Here is a 15,685-nt window from a genome sequence, read left to right on the forward strand (position 1 = left end):
GGCGTTTGCCGCCTACTGCTTCAGCACGGCGAGGAAATCGGGCACGTCCTTGAGCGCCTTTTCGCGGGCGGCCGGGTTCAGCCCCGCATGCGCAATGCCGTCGTCATTGGCCGTATAGGCCAGGCCATGCAGTTCGTGCAGCTTCTGCGCCTCATTGTCGAAGTCATGATAGGCGCCGGGATAGAGGATCAGCTTCACCTTGTCGGGATTGGCGTCGGCGAGCGCCTTGCAGGGCTTGGCCGGCGTCCAGTCGTCCGCCTCGCCCATGACGATGAGCAGCGGCACGCGTGTCGCCCAGTCGCCCTTGTCGGCGATTGCCGTGCAGCCCGGATAGAAGGCGACCGCCGCGCGAAAGTCCGGCGAGCCCGCCTTCGGCCTGTCCTTCGGCCGCACCGTGTAAAGCACGCTCGAGCCGCCATTCGACCATCCGAGCAGGCCGATGGCGTCCGGCTTCACATAGGGCAGCGTCTGCAGATAGCGGCGGGCGGCATTGGCATCCTCGACCCGCTCGCGATAGGGCTCGACCCGCCGGTCATCGTTCTTGCATTGCGGGCCGAGATCGCGCGAGCCGTAGCTGTCCGGAAAGAGCACGACATAGCCGAGCGCGGCTAACCGCCGGCCCCAATCGGCATGGCGCGGGCTGAGCCCTATAGTCTTGCTGCTCCAGAGCCCGCTGCAGCCATGCATGGCGACGATCGCCGGAAACGGTCCTTGTCCCTGCGGCTTGAACAGCCTTGCATCCAGCACTCCCGGCTGGTTCTCGCCATCGGCCGGGATGCTGACGCTTTCCGGCTCCTGTTCAGCGGCGATGACCGGCTGGGCCAGCCAAAGGGCGAACAGGCCTGACAGCGCAACAAGATGTTTCGCATGCATCGCCGCCCCCCTCTTCTCCAAGCCGAGACGCGGAGAATGAGGTGCGCCCAGGCCCGCCGCAAATCACACTTGCGTGGCGAGTGACTACCGGGCGGCCGCGCGCTCGAGCCGCCTTGCATACTGCGTCAGCGGGAAGCATAGGGCGAAGAAGATCAGCGCCACCATCCCGTAGACCTTGAACGGTTCGAAGGTGGCGTTGTTGATGGCGTTGGAGGTCCTGACCAGCTCCTCGAAGCCGATGATCGAGGTCAGCGCCGTCGACTTGATCAGCTGCACCAGGAAACCGACGGTCGGCGCGCGGGTGATGGCGAAAGCCTGCGGCAGGATGATCAGCCTCAGTTCCTGCAGATAGTGCAGACCGAGGCTGGCGCCGGCGTCCCACTGTCCCTTCGGCAGCGCGTCGACGCCGCTGCGCCAGATTTCGGCGAGATAGGCGCTGGCGAAGAAGGTCAAGCCCAACACCGCCGCCATCCATGGGTCGATGCGCAGGCCAAGCATCGGCAGGCCGAAGAACATCAGGAAGAGCTGCATCAGGAGCGGCGTGCCCTGGAACAGCGCAATGTAGCCCGAGGCGATCCGCTTCGCCCATTTGTTCTTGGCGATGCGGAAGAACAGGACGATCAGCCCGACCAGCGCGCCACCGACAAAGGCGGCGAGCGACAACAGCACCGTCCAGCGCGCGGCGAGCAAAAGGTTGCGGACGATGTCCCAGAAGGTGAATTCGATCATGACACACCTGCTCCAAGCGCTCGGCGGCCGCCGGCGACGAGCAGCCGGCGCAGCCCCATCGACAGGCCGAGATAGACCATCGTCACCACGAAATAGGTTTCGAACGCGCGAAACGTGCGGGCCTGCAGCATGTCGGCCTCGTAGGTCAGCTCGCGCACCGCGATCTGCGACACCACAGCCGATTCCAGCATCATGATGACGATCTGGCTGGTCAGCGCCGGGTAGATCACCTTCAGCGCTTGCGGCAGCACGATCTTGACGAACACCTGCCGGGGCCTCAAGCCCAGCGCAAGCGCTGCCTCGGTTTGTCCGCGCGGCACCGCGTCGAGGCCGGCGCCGACGATCTCGATCGTATAGGCCGCCATGTTGAGCGTCATCGCCAGCATGGCGGCCAGGATCGGGTCTAGCCTTATGCCGAGGCTGGGCAGTCCGAAGAAGATGAAGAACAGCTGCACCAGGAACGGCGTGTTGCGCATCACCTCGACATACACGCCGATCGCCACTTTGAGCGGCTTCGGGCCGCTGCGGCGGCCGGCGGCGCCGAGGATGCTGAGGAAGGTGCCGGCGATCGTGGTGACGACGATCAGCAGCAGCGTCATCGCCGCGCCGCGCGCGATCACGCCCGCCGCACCCGCAAGCCAGCCGAAATCGAGGCTGTAGCCCATGGCGATTGACCTTGTTGGAGGTGCCTGGCGAAAGAGGTCGCAAGGGGTTCGGCGCCTGTTACGGCGCCGAACCGATCGACATCAATCCTTGAGATTGTCGGGATTGAGCGGCGTCTTCAGCCAGGCCTTCGAGCTCTCGTCGAGCTTGCCGTCGGCCAGCATCTTGGCGACCGCGTCGTTCACCGCCTTCTTCAGCCGGTCCTCGTTCTTGTTGAGGCCGATATGCGAGGGCGAGGTCAAAAGCTGAAACTTCTGCTCCGGCTGCAGCGCATCCTGCTTGGCCAGCACCTGGGCGCCGACGTCGTTGCCGACCACCATCAGCTGCGTCTGGCCGGAGATGAAGGCCTGGATGACCGAATTGTAGTTGTCGAAGCGGCGGATGTCGGCGGAGGCGGGCGCGGCCTCGGTCAGCGAGGTGTCCTCCAGCGTGCCGCGATTGACGGCGATCGACTTGTCGGCGAGATCTTCCTTGCCTTTGACCGCCAGCGCCTTCGGGCCGATGACGGCGATGTAGTAGGGCGCGTAGGCGGCGGCGAAGTCGATCACCTGCTCGCGCTCCTTGGAGTAGCCGACGCTCATCAATATATCGACGCGCTTGTCGGTGAGGTAAGGGATGCGGTTCTGGCCGGTGACGCTGACCAGGTTGAGCTTCACCTTCAAGGAATCGGCGATGGCTTGCGCGACGTCGACGTCATAGCCCTTGATGCTCATATCGGCGCTGGCCGACGAGAAGGGCGGGAAGTCGGAGAAGATGCCGACATTGATGGCGCCGGCCTTGGTGATGTCGTCGACGGCGTCGGCCCTGGCCTGCGTGGCGAGGCCGAGGCCAGCCGTGGCAAGCATCAGCGCCGCGGCAATGGATGACTTGAACTTGGCATGAAGAGTCATTTTTTGGTTCCCCTGCTGAAGGCTTGTTGTTGAAACCGGCCGCCGGCTCCAGCACGGCGGCCGTAGTTGGTTTGGCATTAGTCTTTCTTGATCGCCGGGCTGAACACCATCAGGCTGAGAATCTCGAACAGAACCTGGGCGCCGACATGGGCGGTGTTGGTGGTCGCGTCATATTGCGGCGCCACCTCGACGACGTCGCCGCCGACGATGTTGAGGCCCTTGAAGCCGCGCAGCAGCTCGAGCACCTCGCGCGTCGTCAGCCCGCCGACTTCCGGCGTGCCGGTGCCCGGCGCGAAGGCCGGATCGACGCTGTCGACATCGAAGGAGATATAGGTCGGCCCGTCGCCGACAATTTTTCGCGCCTTCTCGATGATGGCGGGGATGCCGAGACCAGTCACCTCCTCGGCATGCACGACGGTCATGCCGGACTCGTAGGTGAACTCCCACAGATATTCGGCCGCGCCGCGGATGCCGATCTGGATCGTGCGCGACGGGTCGAGCACGCCGTCCAGCACCGCGTTGCGGAACGGCCCGCCATGGTGGAACTTGGTCAGGTCGAACAGCCCGCTGGTGTCGCAATGGGCGTCGATATGGATCATCCCGACCGGCGCTTGTCTGCCGACCGCCTTCAGGATCGGATGGCTGATCGAATGGTCGCCGCCGACCGAAAGCGGCAGCACGCCGGCATCGACGATCTGGTTGGTGCGCTTTTCGATGTCCTCATGGCTGATTTCCAGCCGGTAGCGGCTGCGGAACGGCGTATCGCCGATGTCGGCGACGCGCAGCTCATGCGTCGGCGCGCATTCCAGCACATGGTTGTAGGGGCCGATGCGCTCGATGGTGCGCAGCGCGCGCGGCCCGAAGCGCGAGCCCGGACGATTGGTGACGCCAAGATCCATAGGCACGCCGATCATCGCCACCTGCAGGTCGCCGAAATCCGGGTTCTCGGCGGCGATTTCGCGATAGGGCGCGGCGAGGAAGGTCGGGATGCCGGAATAGGGCGCAAGCCGCGTGCCCGACTTGTTGAAGATCTTGTCGGCGACCTTGCGGAATTTCGGGTCGAACATCTCGCCGCCATGGCTCTCGCCATATTTGCGGCGCAACGCTTCGAGCTTGCCGCGATCGTAACCCATGTCCGGTCCTCCTCTGCTTGCTGCCCGCACGGATGGCTTGCCAAGCCAGCCTGTTGTCCGGCTGGATCGTTGCCCGCTGTCCCTGCGGATTTCACGTCTCTTGAAAGCTGTTCCAGATAAAAGTGTCGGGCAGCGGCATTGAAAAATCAATTGATATTGTTAGGGTCTTCGGTGTGAGAAAATCTCACAAAGTAGGGAGCTCCCCATGGCCAAGCGCCTGCCGCCTCTCAATCCGCTGCGCGCCTTCGAAGCTACCGCGCGGCACGCCTCGCTGACCAAGGCCGCTGGTGAGCTCAACGTCACGCATGGCGCCATCAGCCACCAGATCAAGGCGCTCGAGCAGTCGCTCGGCGTGAAACTCTTCGAGCGCACGGGCCAGCGGGTGAAGCTGACACCGCATGGCGCGGAATTCCTGCCGGCGGTTTCGACCGCCTTCGAAGGCATCGCCGCCGCCACGCAGCGCATGACCAGGCCGGCAAGCGCCGGCGCGCTCTCGGTGTCCTGCGTGCCGGCGCTGCTGCTGCTCTGGATGACGCCGCGGCTCGGCTCCTTCACCGCGCAATATCCCGACATCCAGCTCACCTTGATCCCGTCCAACGACGCCCGCGACATTCGCGCTCCCGAGATCGACGTCTGCGTGCATTATGGCGACGGCGGCTGGACCGATTGCTGGATGCGCAAATGGTCCGGTCTGGAGTTGTTTCCGGTGGTCAGCCCGACGCTGATCAACAACCGCCCGATCCGTGGCGTGCGCGACCTTGCCGACCATGTCTTCCTGCATGGCGACGATGGCCGCGAATGGCACACCTGGCTCGCCGCCGCCGACGCGCTCGACCTCGCGCGCGGCCGCCGCCATCATCTCGGCGACGCCCGCATGGCGACGGAGGCCGCCGTCCACGGCCATGGCGTGGCGCTTGGTGATTCAGTGACGGCGCGTGCGCTGCTGGCCAGGGGCATGCTGGTCGCGCCCTTCACTTTGTCGGTGCCGGCGGTCGACGATTTCTACGTCGTCTGCCGCAACGAGATGCGCTCGGCGCCGATCGTCCAGCTCTTCATCGACTGGCTGTTCGCCGAGAAGGAACAGGATGAGGGCCGCGCCGATGCGCCGGTGGCCGGCCGCGTGCCGAGCCGCAGGAAACGGCCGGCGTTGAAGGTGATCGGGGCGAGGGCGGCATCCTGATGGCAGGACCGGAATAGCTGCTTTTTGTCGGGCCAGCCCGTAAAGCAGTGCAGCGCTTGCATAAATTCGATGCTAAGAGGCTTCCTTCCGCAGCGAGCAGCAAAGTTGGCAGTTGGATATGGCAAAGACCGATATAGCGCGGCGCGTCTACAACCACACCTGGAAGCTCGACCCGATCGTCCGCAGCCTGCTGGACACCGACTTCTACAAGCTCCTGATGCTGCAGATGATCTGGGGCATGTATCCCAAGGTCGACGCCACCTTCTCGCTGATCAACCGCACGACCTCGGTGCGTCTCGCCGACGACATCGACGAGGGCGAATTGCGCGAGCAGCTCGACCATGCCCGTACCCTGCGCTTTTCCAAGAAGGAGATGATCTGGCTGGGCGGCAACAATTTCTACGGCCGCAAGCAGATCTTCGAGCCGGAATTCCTCGCCTGGCTGGAGGGTTTCCGCCTGCCCGACTACGAGCTCACCAGGCGCGACGGCCAGTTTGAACTCTCTTTCCCCGGCCCTTGGATGTACACAACGCTGTGGGAAATCCCGGCTCTGGCGATCATCAACGAGCTGCGCTCGCGAGCCGCGATGCGCTCCTACGGCCCGTTCGCGCTCGACGTGCTCTACGCCCGCGCCAAGGCCAAGATGTGGGCCAAGACCGAGCGGCTGAAGGCATTGCCCGGGATCCGCATCTCCGATTTCGGCACGCGCCGGCGCCATTCCTTCCTCTGGCAGCGCTGGTGCGTCGAGGCGCTGAAGGAAGGCATCGGCGAGGCCTTCACCGGCACCTCCAACGTGCTTCTGGCCATGGACAACGACTTGGAAGCGCTCGGCACCAACGCGCATGAATTGCCGATGGTCTTTGCAGCGCTGGCCAATTCCGAGGAGGAATTGCGCGAGGCGCCCTACAAGGTCCTGCAGGACTGGCAGCGCTACTACGGCGGCAACTTGCTGATCGTGCTGCCCGACGCCTTCGGCACCGAATCCTTCCTGCGCGACGCGCCGGACTGGGTCGCCGACTGGACCGGCTTCCGCCCCGACAGCGCCCCGCCGATCGAGGGCGGCGAGCGGATCATCGAGTGGTGGCGCAAGAAGGGCAAGGACCCGAAGCAGAAACTGCTCATCTTCTCCGACGGGCTCGAGGTCGAGACCATCGAGGAGACCTACCGGCATTTCCGCGGCAAGGTGCGCATGTCCTTCGGCTGGGGCACCAACCTCACCAACGATTTCGAAGGCTGCGCCCCGACCGAGACCGACAGCCTCGACGCGATATCGCTGGTCTGCAAGGTGACGGAAGCCAATGGCAGGCCGGCGGTGAAGCTGTCGGACAACCCGGCCAAGGCGACCGGGGATGCCAAGGAGATCAAGAGGTATCTCAGGATTTTCGGCGAGAAGGGGCGGGTGGAGCAGCTGGTGAAGGTGTGAGGGCGTTGGCTAACTGACGCCGTCACGCGGGACAGTAAAATTGGATAGGCTGAGTTCCTTCGCGCCCCCCTCTGTCCTGCCGGACATCTCCCCCACGAGGGGGGAGATTGTGCTGTCATCGCCGCTTTCGCCAATCTTCAACGCCGAAAGCGGAGCGCCGGCGCCTGAACCGCCAATCTCCCCCCTCGTGGGGGAGATGTCCGGTAGGACAGAGGGGGGCGCCGTAGAGCGCCAGCCTTGGAGATTGGCCTTTCTTGCACCTGCACTAGCAGCCCTCTTCCCCACCCCAGCCCTCGCGCACGCTTCCGACCGCGGCCACGTCCTGCTGCTGCCCACCGGCTATTACATCGCCGGCGGCGCGCTCGCTGTCGCCGTCAGCTTCCTCGTGCTCGCGCTGCTGCCGCCCGCCGCCCTCGACAATTTCTGGCGCAAGCGCCTCCAACTTTTCGCTTTCGGCGACCACCCTCGTATCATCGTCAGCCTGATTTCCTTTGCCGGCTTCGCACTGCTCATAGCCGCCGGTGTCTTTGGCAGCCGCGACCCGCTCTCCAATCCGCTGCCGCTGGTGATCTGGACGCTGCTTTGGGCCGGCTTCACCCTGCTGCAAGGTGTCCTCGGCGACCTCTGGGCATGGCTCAACCCGTGGTACGGGCCATGGCGCATCGCATCTCGTATCTTCGGCCTCGACGCTCGAGAGGCGAAGCCGTCGCGTCTACCATCATGGTTCGGCTACTGGTCGGCCTTCGTCCTGTTCTTCGCCTTCGCCTGGTTCGAGCTGATCGACCCAGCCCCCGACGATCCGGCGCGGCTGGCCTTTGCCGCCGGCCCCTACTGGCTGGTCAGCTTCGCCGCCATGCTGGCTTTCGGCTATGAGGACTGGAGCCGGCGCGGCGAATTCCTCAGTGTCTTTTTCTCGATGGTCGCGCGCTTCGCGCCGGTCGAGCGCCTCGAAGGCCGGCTCAGCCTCTGCTGGCCCGGCGCCAAGCTGCTGGCGGCCGAGCCCTTGCCGTTGAGCGGCATAGCCTTCCTTCTGCTGGCGCTGTCGTCGGTCTCCTTCGACGGCCTGTCGAAGACCTTCTTCTGGCTTGGCCTGTTCGGCGTCAATCCGCTGGAATATCCTGGCCGCACCGCGCTGATCGGGGTAGGCAGCTTCGGCCTCGTCCTTACCTTCATCCTGCTGGCCGCCGTCTTTGCGCTTGCCGTCCGGCTCGGCCAACGCCTTGCCGGCGACAAGCATTCATTTGCGGAAGCCGCCGGCCTGCTGGTGTGGTCGATCGTGCCGATCGCGCTCGCCTACCATATCGCGCATTACCTCACCGTGCTGCTGGTCGACGGCCAGTATGCGCTGGTGGCGCTCTCCGATCCCTTCGCGCTCGGCTGGAATCTCTTTGGCACCGCCAACATGATGATCGAGGCGGGAATCGTCGCCGGCGCTCAGTCGGCCTGGTGGCTGTGGAATTTGCAGGCCGGCGTGATCATCGCCGGCCATGTGCTGGCGGTGCTTGTCGCGCACGGCCTTGCCTGGCGGCTCTATCGGCAACCGTCGCGTGCTGCGCTCAGCCAATTGCCGCTCACTTTGCTAATGATCGCCTACACGATCTTCGGCCTTTGGTTGCTTGCCACGCCGACCGCCGGATGACACAAGAGCGCGCCGCCAATGCCGTCGGGTAAAGCTCGCTTGCCAGGTCAAAGCTTTGGTGATTTAGTTTGTACACATGCAATTTTCCCATCCTCCGCAGAGGGTGGGTTAGCCGCCTTATCGCTGGTCAAGACTGAAAAAACAGGGGAACGACATGGCTGACAAGAACGGATTTTTCGACCTTTCGAAAACCACATTATCCCGCCGCACCGCGCTGAAGGGCATTGCCGCCGGCGCCGGCCTGGCGCTGGCGCCTGGCTTCGTCCGCTACAGCCAGGCGCAGAGCTCGGCATCGATCAAGATCGGCTTCCAGTCGCACCGCACCGGCATCGGCGCCGCCTATGGCCGCTGGTACGAAAAGACCAGCGCCGCCGCCGTCAAGGCGATCAACGACGCCGGCGGCATCGGCGGCCGCCCGGTCGAGCTGGTCATCGAGGATGACGGCACCGATCCCGCGCGTGGCGCGGAAGTGGTGGCGAAATTCGCCAAGCAGCACAAGACCGACATCGTCTTCGGCACCTTATTCTCGCATGTGGTGATCGGTTCGGCGCCGGCGGCGGGCGAGAACAAGATCCCTTACTTCGTCGTCAGCGAAGGCCACCACGTCGCGTCGACCAAGCTCAACCGCTATGTCTTCCAGCCCGGCATCACCGACGTGAAGAGCCAGATCCAGTCGATGGCGCCGTGGATCGCCGCCAACGCCGGCAAGAAGGTGACGCAGATCTTCCCCGATTTCGCCTTCGGCTACGATCATCGCGACTACCTGCCGCCGGCGCTGAAAGCGCAGGGCGCCGACGTCATCGCGCAAATCGCCATCCCTCCGACGGAATCGTCCTTCACGAAGTACTTCCCGCAGATCCCGGCCGAGACCGAGGTGATCTACCACGTCATGGTCGGCCCTGCGGTGCTCACCTTCGTCAAGGAACTCGGCGAGTTCTATGGCTCGCAGCGGCCGCAGCTCTTCGGCTTCATGGATTCGCTCGAGGCCACCGACATCAACAGCCCCGGCCTCGAATTCCTCGACGGCAGCCATTTCTGGGAAGGCTCGCCGCGCTACGCTCAGGCTGACGATTCCGCCGCGCAAAAAGCCTACCGCGCCGCCGTCGGCATCGACGACAATGGCGCCGCCGTCGGCGACGCCAAGGATGTCTCCACCGCCTCGCACATGTTCGGCTGCTGGGAGACGCTCTACGTCGTCAAGAAGGCAATGGAAGACGCCGGCTACAAGGGTCCGGAAGACCGCGCCAAGCTGGTCGAGGCGACCGAGGCGCTGAAGGAATTCGCCGAAGGGCCGGAGCATCCGCAGGGTGCCAAAACCTTCAACGGCAAGATCCACCAGTGTTTCGGCATCCAGAACATCTCCAAGGTCGAAGGCGGCAAGCTGAAGGTCGTGCACAAGACCAAGATCGAGGACGGCCTCTACGAGGCCGAGGGGGATTACACGACGCAGGCGCTGTGAGCTTGTCTCATAGCCGATGCATTTCGGTCCCCATCTCCTCCTCGCCGCCCTCGAAGGCCTCGTCACCTCCGCTGTGCTGGCGCTGACGGCGCTTGGCCTGTCGCTGGTCTTCGGCGTCATGCGCGTCGTCAATGTCGCGCATGGCGAATTCTTCATGCTGGGCGCGGTGCTTGCCTGGGCGATCTCGACCGCGATCGCCGGCCATCCGGCGGTTGGCTTCGTCGCGGCGCTCGTCATCGCGCCCTTGCTGGTCGGGCTGGTGGCGCTGATCGCCGAACGCCTGGTGCTGCGCCGGCTGAACTACAATCCCGAAGGCACCATCGTCGCCACCATCGGCATGCTCTACATCATCCAGCAGCTGGCGCTGACCTTCTATGGGCCGGAGGCGCGGCCCGTCGAGCCGCCTTTCAGCTACCGCATCCTGCTGCCCTGGTTCGGCTATTCCGGCTACAAGCTCTCGGTCGTCGCCGCATCGGTCATTCTGCTCGTGCTCACCTGGTTGGTGCTGACGCGCACGAAAATCGGCCTGATCATGCGCGCCACTCAGTATGACAGCGAGACGGCGCAGGCCTTTGGCATTCCGGTCGAGCGCGTCTATGCCGGCGTCTTCGCCGTCGGCGCCATGCTGGCGGCGATCGCCGCCGTGCTGATCGTGCCGATCAGCCAGGCGCATTACCTGATGGGGCAGGATCCGCTGCTCCTCTCCTTCATCGTCGTCATCATCGGAGGTCTGGGTTCGCTGCGCGGCACGGTCGTTGCTGCCATCCTGATCGGCCTTTCCGACGGCATCATCTCGGTGTTTTTCTCGCCGACCTTGGCCAAGATCATCGCCACGCTCGTCGTCGCCATGGTGCTGGTGTTCCGCCCGCAAGGCCTGTTCGGGACAACAGCGCGATGAGGGATGCATCGCCGGCGAAAGTCTATGCGCTGCATATCGGCGTCATCTTGGCCCTGTTCGCGCTGAATTTCGTCCTGCCGGACTATCACCAGGGCCTGTTCGCCCGCATCATGGCGCTCGCCGTCTTCGCCATGGGCTATAATCTGCTCTTCGGCTATGGCGGCCTGCTCAGCCTGGGACATGCCATGTTCTTTTCGGCCGGCCTATATGGCGCGGGCCTGACCGTCTACCATCTCGGCTGGGGCGTGCCGGAAGCCTTCCTTGCCGGCATCGCCTGCGGCGCGCTGCTTGCTTTGGTCATCGGCCTCCTGGCGCTGCGCACATCCGGCGTGGCGTTCATGATCGTCACCATGATGTTCGCGCAGGTCTTCTACCTTCTCATCCTCTATTTCGCCGCCTGGACCGGCGGCGACCAGGGCCTGGTCATCCAGCAGGCGTCGCGGGTGGTGTCGATCGGCGGCGCGTCCTTCGACCTGACCGACCCGACGGTGCGCTACATGAGCGCGCTGGCACTGTTCTCGGTGGTGCTCCTTATCACGCTTGCGATTGTCCGCTCCCGCTTCGGCCGCGTGCTGGTCGCCATCCGCGAGAACGAGGAGCGCACCAGGATGCTGGGCTACGACACAACAGCGAACAAGCTCATCGCGGTCGTCGCTTCCGGCGCTACCTGCGCGGCCTCGGGCGCGGCCTATGCGCTGCTGTTCGGTTATGTCGGCTCGAATTTTGCCTCGGTGCAATATTCGATCCTGCCCTTGCTCTGGGTGCTGCTCGGGGGTGCTGCGACCGTGCTCGGGCCGCTCGTCGGCACGCTGTTCATGTATTACGTCACCGACATCACCAGCGGCTTCACGTCGGCCTATCTGCTGATCGTCGGCATCGCGCTCATCCTTTTGGTGCTGTTTGCGCCGAAGGGCATTCTGGGCACCATCCGCCAGCGCTGGCTCGGGTGGCTGCCGTGATGCCGCTGCTCACCACCAAGGGCCTGTCGCGCCGGTTCGGTGGCCTGCGCGCCGTCGACGGCGTCGACTTCTCGCTGATGCCGGGCGAGATCCGCGCCATCATCGGCCCGAACGGCGCCGGCAAGACCACTTTCGTCAGCCTGCTTTCGGGCCGCATCCAGCCGTCTTCCGGCATGGTCGTCTTCGACGGCGCCGACATCACCAATATGCCGGCTTACAAACGGGTTCGCCTCGGCGTCGCCTACACCTTCCAGATCACCAGCGTCTTCGCCAACCTCACCGCCTTCGACAATGTCGCGCTGCCGGTGCAGCGCACGCTGACCGACGGTCGCACGAAGGGACAGGTCAGGACCGGCGTCATGGAGGCGCTGGAACGCACCGGCCTCGCCGACCGCGCCCACACCCTTGCCGGGCAGCTTTCCTACGGCCATCAGCGCTTGCTCGAAGTGGCAATGGGCCTGGCGCTGAAGCCGCGCCTTTTGATCCTCGACGAGCCGACGCAAGGCCTGGCCGACAGCGAGATCGACAATTTCATCGCGCTGGTGCGCGAGATCGCGCGGAGCGCCACGGTGCTGCTCATCGAGCACAACATGCCGGTCGTCATGCAGCTCGCCGACCGCATCACCGTCTTCAACATGGGAAGGATTCTCGCCGAAGGCACGCCGGAACAGATCCGCGCCGACGCCCAGGTCCAGGATGCTTATCTCGGAGCAACCCATGGCTGAGCTGCTGACGATCGCCGGGCTGGACTGCTTCTATGGCGAGGTCCAGGTGCTCTACGGCCTCGACCTCGTGTTGAACAAAGGCGAGGTGCTGTGCCTGTTCGGCCGCAACGGCGCCGGCAAGACGACGACGCTGAAGGCGATCATGGGCCTGGTGCCGGCGGCTGCCGGTTCGATCAAATTGGACGGCAAGGAACTGACCGGGCTTGCCGCGCATGACGTGCCCAAGGCCGGCGTCGCCTATGTGCCGCAGGGCAGGCGCCTGTTCGCCGAGATGACGGTGGCGGAGAACATCGAGATCGGCCTGATGGCGCGCGGCAAGGGCAGGGCCACGCGGGAAAACGTCCTCGATCTCTTCCCGCTGCTGCGCGAGCGGCTGAAGCAGCGCTCGGGCACGCTCTCCGGCGGCGAGCAGCAGATGCTGGCCATGGCGCGTGCGCTCTGCCTCGAGCCGCAGGTGCTGTTGCTCGACGAACCGACCGAAGGGCTGATGCCGTCGATGATTGCAAAAATCCGCGAGACGGTCGCGAAATTGCGCGAGCTTGACGTCTCCACCATCCTGGTCGAGCAGCGCGTCGACGCCGTGCTGTCGGTAGCCGATCGTGTTTGCTTCATCGAGAACGGCCGCAACCGCGAGACGGTCGATGTCGAGGCATTGCGCGCCGATCCGTCTGCGGTACGGCGCTATGTCGGCGTCGGCTGATCAGCCGAAGAACAGAAACCCGGCAATCAGAAACGTCGGGATCAGCACCAGACCAGACCAAGCCATATAGCCGAAGAAGCCGGGCATCTTGAAGCCGCGATGCCTGGCGATGGCAAAGACCATGAAGTTCGGCGCGTTGCCGACATAGGTGTTGGCGCCCATGAACACGGCGCCCGCCGAGATCGCGGCGAGCGTCGAGGCGGCCTCGCTCATCAGATGTTTCGCGTCGCCGCCGGCCAGCTCGAAGAACACCAGATAGGTCGGCGCGTTGTCGAGGAAGGACGACAGCGCGCCCGTCAGCCAGAAATAGGCGAGGTCGTTGGGCTGGCCGTCGGCCGAGGTGACCAGCGCCACCAGCGGCGCCAGCGCGCCGCCGAGCCCGGCCTTAAGGACGGCGATCACCGGCACGATACAGACGAAGATCCCGGCAAAGAGTTTTGCCACTTCGGCGATAGGCCCCCAGCTAAAACCGTTCGCTTCGCGATGGCTCTTGTAGGAGACTTTTAGCGAAAGCAGGGCCAGCGCCAGGATGATGGCGTCGCGCACCAGGTTCTGCAGCTCCAGGCTGACGCCGAGGACGGAGAAGCTGACGCCCGGCTTCCAGCTCGCCGAAAGCAGGATCGCGCCGATCACGCCGGCAAGCAGCGGCAGGTTGGCGAGACCGCGCAGCCGCACTTTGGTGTCCGGCGTCGGGTCCTTGATCTTCGGCGCGCCGCCCTCGCGGCGATGCAGAACGATGTCGAGCGCCAGGAAGACGGCGAGCACCAGCCCGCCGGTGAACAGCGTCTCGCGCCACAGATTGGCGGTCGTCCAGAAGAAGTCGACGCCGCGCAGGAAGCCGACGAAAAGTGGCGGGTCGCCGAGCGGCGTCAGCGAGCCACCTATGTTGGAGACCAGGAAGATGAAGAAGATCACCACATGGGCGTTGAATGGCCGGTTGTCGTTGGCGCGCAGCATCGGACGGATCAGGATCATCGAGGCGCCGGTGGTGCCGATCACCGAGGCAAGCAGCGCGCCCACGAGCAGCAGCCCGGCATTGACCAGCGGCGTGCCGTGAATGTTGCCCGCAACCAATATGCCGCCGGAGATGGTGAACAGCGCAAAGAGCAGGATGATGAAGGAGAGGTATTCGGTGAGCAGCGTGTGCAGCACCGATTCGCCGGCCGTTGGAATGCCGAAAGCGACCGCCAGCGGAACAACCGCCAGCGCCGCCCAGGCGGCGGCGATCTTGCCATAGTGATGTTCCCACAGATGCGGAAAGAGCAGCGGCCCGGTGGCGATCGACAGAAGCAAACCGGCAAAGGGCAGCGCCCACCACAGCGACATGGCGGCGCCGGGCAGTTCGTCGATTTCGGCGGCGAAAGCCTGTGCGGGAAGGAGCAACGCGATGGCGAGCGCGGCGAATGGAGCAATCATCCGGCCGCAGCGCGCCCTCCCTTCTCCCCTTGTGGGAGAAGGTGGGTCGGCGCGATAGCGCCGAGACGGATGAGGGGTGTTCCAGCGGAGTGAGGCGCTGGTGGCATCTGGAACACCCCTCATCCGTCGCCTTCGGCGACACCTTCTCCCACAAGGGGAGAAGGGGGAGCGGCGCTGCAAACTGGCCATCTCCTCTCCCCTTGGGGAGAGGTCGGATTGCCCCGAATTGCCCTTCGCAATTCGGTTGGCAATCCGGGTGAGGGGGTCTTTCCCCACAGTCCGCTCAATCCGCCGAGTGGTCTTCGAGTGTCACGCCGGCATCATGCATCCGTTTCAGCATCGCCTCGACCGAGCCGTTGAGGTCGATGCCGCGGCAGGCGTCGAGCCGCACGATCGTCTTGAAACCTTGCTTGACGGCATCGAGTGCCGAGAACGCGACGCAGAAATCGGTGGCCAGCCCGACCAGGGTGATCGTGTCGATACCGCGTTCCTTGAGGTGGCCGCCAAGGCCGGTCGGCGTCTTATGATCGTTCTCGAAGAAGGCCGAATAGCTATCGATCGCAGTGCGGTATCCCTTGCGGATAACCAGCTCCGCCTTGGTCCAGGCGAGCCCCGAATGGAAATCCGAACCGAGGCTGCCCTGGATGCAATGATCCGGCCACAAGGTCTGCGGCCCGTAAGGCATCTCGATCGCCTCGAAGGCCTGCTTGCCGGGATGGCTGGAGGCGAAGCTCGAATGTCCGGCGGGATGCCAGTCCTGCGTCAGGATGACATGCTCGGTGCGGCGGATCAGGTCGTTGACCAAAGGCACGATCTCGTCGCCGCCGGCAACGGCCAGCGCGCCGCCGGGGCAAAAGTCGTTCTGCAGGTCGATGACGATGAGCGCTTCGTCGGCCATGCGGTTCCCTCTCGTTTTGGCCCCGTCGTCTGGCTTGCGGGCTCCAGTCCAAAAGCCGCTGACGCGACCGGACACGGAACCTTGACCAGATGGCCGGCCT

Annotated in this window: 15 protein-coding genes; 8 read left to right on the forward strand and 7 right to left on the reverse strand. The window is 64.5% G+C overall.

Annotated features, from left to right (window positions below; genetic code table 11):
- Window positions 1–12: 12 nt before the first annotated feature.
- The 5 genes from FJ988_RS12020 to speB all read right to left on the reverse strand — a co-directional run bounded on the left by FJ988_RS12020 (window position 13) and on the right by speB (window position 4,288).
- Complete coding sequence (locus FJ988_RS12020; protein ID WP_140817757.1) at window positions 13–873, reverse strand: dienelactone hydrolase family protein; 861 nt, start codon at window positions 871–873, stop codon at window positions 13–15.
- 84 nt (window positions 874–957) lie between these two features.
- A complete protein-coding gene (locus tag FJ988_RS12025) occupies window positions 958–1,602 on the reverse strand; it encodes an amino acid ABC transporter permease (RefSeq protein WP_140817759.1) in 645 nt (214 codons plus the stop codon).
- Window positions 1,599–2,267, reverse strand: coding sequence for an amino acid ABC transporter permease (locus FJ988_RS12030; protein ID WP_140817761.1), 669 nt, complete (start codon window positions 2,265–2,267; stop codon window positions 1,599–1,601). The genes FJ988_RS12025 and FJ988_RS12030 overlap by 4 nt, the downstream gene beginning before the upstream one ends.
- A gap of 81 nt (window positions 2,268–2,348) precedes the next feature.
- Window positions 2,349–3,155, reverse strand: a complete 807-nt coding sequence (locus FJ988_RS12035; protein ID WP_140817763.1) for a transporter substrate-binding domain-containing protein — start codon at window positions 3,153–3,155, stop codon at window positions 2,349–2,351.
- Window positions 3,156–3,232: 77 nt separating this feature from the next.
- Window positions 3,233–4,288 carry an agmatinase gene (speB, locus tag FJ988_RS12040; RefSeq protein ID WP_140817765.1) on the reverse strand — a complete coding sequence of 352 codons (1,056 nt, stop codon included), beginning with the start codon at window positions 4,286–4,288 and terminating at the stop codon, window positions 3,233–3,235.
- 205 nt (window positions 4,289–4,493) lie between these two features.
- On the opposite strand from speB, the gene gcvA reads away from it, so the two are divergent.
- From gcvA to FJ988_RS12085, 8 genes are all read left to right on the forward strand, one after another.
- On the forward strand, window positions 4,494–5,468 hold the full coding sequence (gene gcvA / locus FJ988_RS12045) for a transcriptional regulator GcvA (RefSeq protein ID WP_140817767.1): 975 nt from the start codon (window positions 4,494–4,496) through the stop codon (window positions 5,466–5,468).
- 118 nt (window positions 5,469–5,586) lie between these two features.
- Window positions 5,587–6,891, forward strand: coding sequence for a nicotinate phosphoribosyltransferase (gene pncB, locus FJ988_RS12050; RefSeq protein WP_140817769.1), 1,305 nt, complete (start codon window positions 5,587–5,589; stop codon window positions 6,889–6,891).
- A gap of 196 nt (window positions 6,892–7,087) precedes the next feature.
- Entirely contained in the window at window positions 7,088–8,530 is a 1,443-nt protein-coding gene (locus FJ988_RS12060; protein ID WP_140817771.1) for a hypothetical protein, read from the forward strand.
- 154 nt (window positions 8,531–8,684) lie between these two features.
- Entirely contained in the window at window positions 8,685–9,989 is a 1,305-nt protein-coding gene (locus FJ988_RS12065) for an ABC transporter substrate-binding protein (RefSeq protein ID WP_140817773.1), read from the forward strand.
- Window positions 9,990–10,005: 16 nt separating this feature from the next.
- Window positions 10,006–10,887: a branched-chain amino acid ABC transporter permease gene (locus tag FJ988_RS12070; RefSeq protein ID WP_140817775.1), complete on the forward strand. Its 882-nt coding sequence runs from the start codon at window positions 10,006–10,008 to the stop codon at window positions 10,885–10,887.
- Entirely contained in the window at window positions 10,884–11,846 is a 963-nt protein-coding gene (locus FJ988_RS12075) for a branched-chain amino acid ABC transporter permease (RefSeq protein WP_140817777.1), read from the forward strand. The genes FJ988_RS12070 and FJ988_RS12075 overlap by 4 nt, the downstream gene beginning before the upstream one ends.
- On the forward strand, window positions 11,843–12,571 hold the full coding sequence (locus tag FJ988_RS12080; protein ID WP_140817778.1) for an ABC transporter ATP-binding protein: 729 nt from the start codon (window positions 11,843–11,845) through the stop codon (window positions 12,569–12,571). Before FJ988_RS12075 ends, FJ988_RS12080 begins: the two co-directional genes overlap by 4 nt.
- On the forward strand, window positions 12,564–13,271 hold the full coding sequence (locus FJ988_RS12085) for an ABC transporter ATP-binding protein (protein WP_181183510.1): 708 nt from the start codon (window positions 12,564–12,566) through the stop codon (window positions 13,269–13,271). Before FJ988_RS12080 ends, FJ988_RS12085 begins: the two co-directional genes overlap by 8 nt.
- Here FJ988_RS12085 and FJ988_RS12090 read toward each other — a convergent pair whose 3' ends face one another.
- Both FJ988_RS12090 and pncA read right to left on the reverse strand, forming a co-directional pair.
- Window positions 13,272–14,687 (reverse strand): sodium:proton antiporter, encoded by a 1,416-nt coding sequence (locus tag FJ988_RS12090; RefSeq protein ID WP_140817782.1) that lies wholly within the window; start codon window positions 14,685–14,687, stop codon window positions 13,272–13,274.
- Window positions 14,688–14,970: 283 nt separating this feature from the next.
- Window positions 14,971–15,585 (reverse strand): bifunctional nicotinamidase/pyrazinamidase, encoded by a 615-nt coding sequence (gene pncA, locus FJ988_RS12095; protein ID WP_140817784.1) that lies wholly within the window; start codon window positions 15,583–15,585, stop codon window positions 14,971–14,973.
- Window positions 15,586–15,685 lie beyond the last annotated feature (100 nt).

Origin of the sequence: Mesorhizobium sp. CU3, assembly GCF_006442965.1 — a bacterium.
GTDB lineage: Bacteria > Pseudomonadota > Alphaproteobacteria > Rhizobiales > Rhizobiaceae > Mesorhizobium.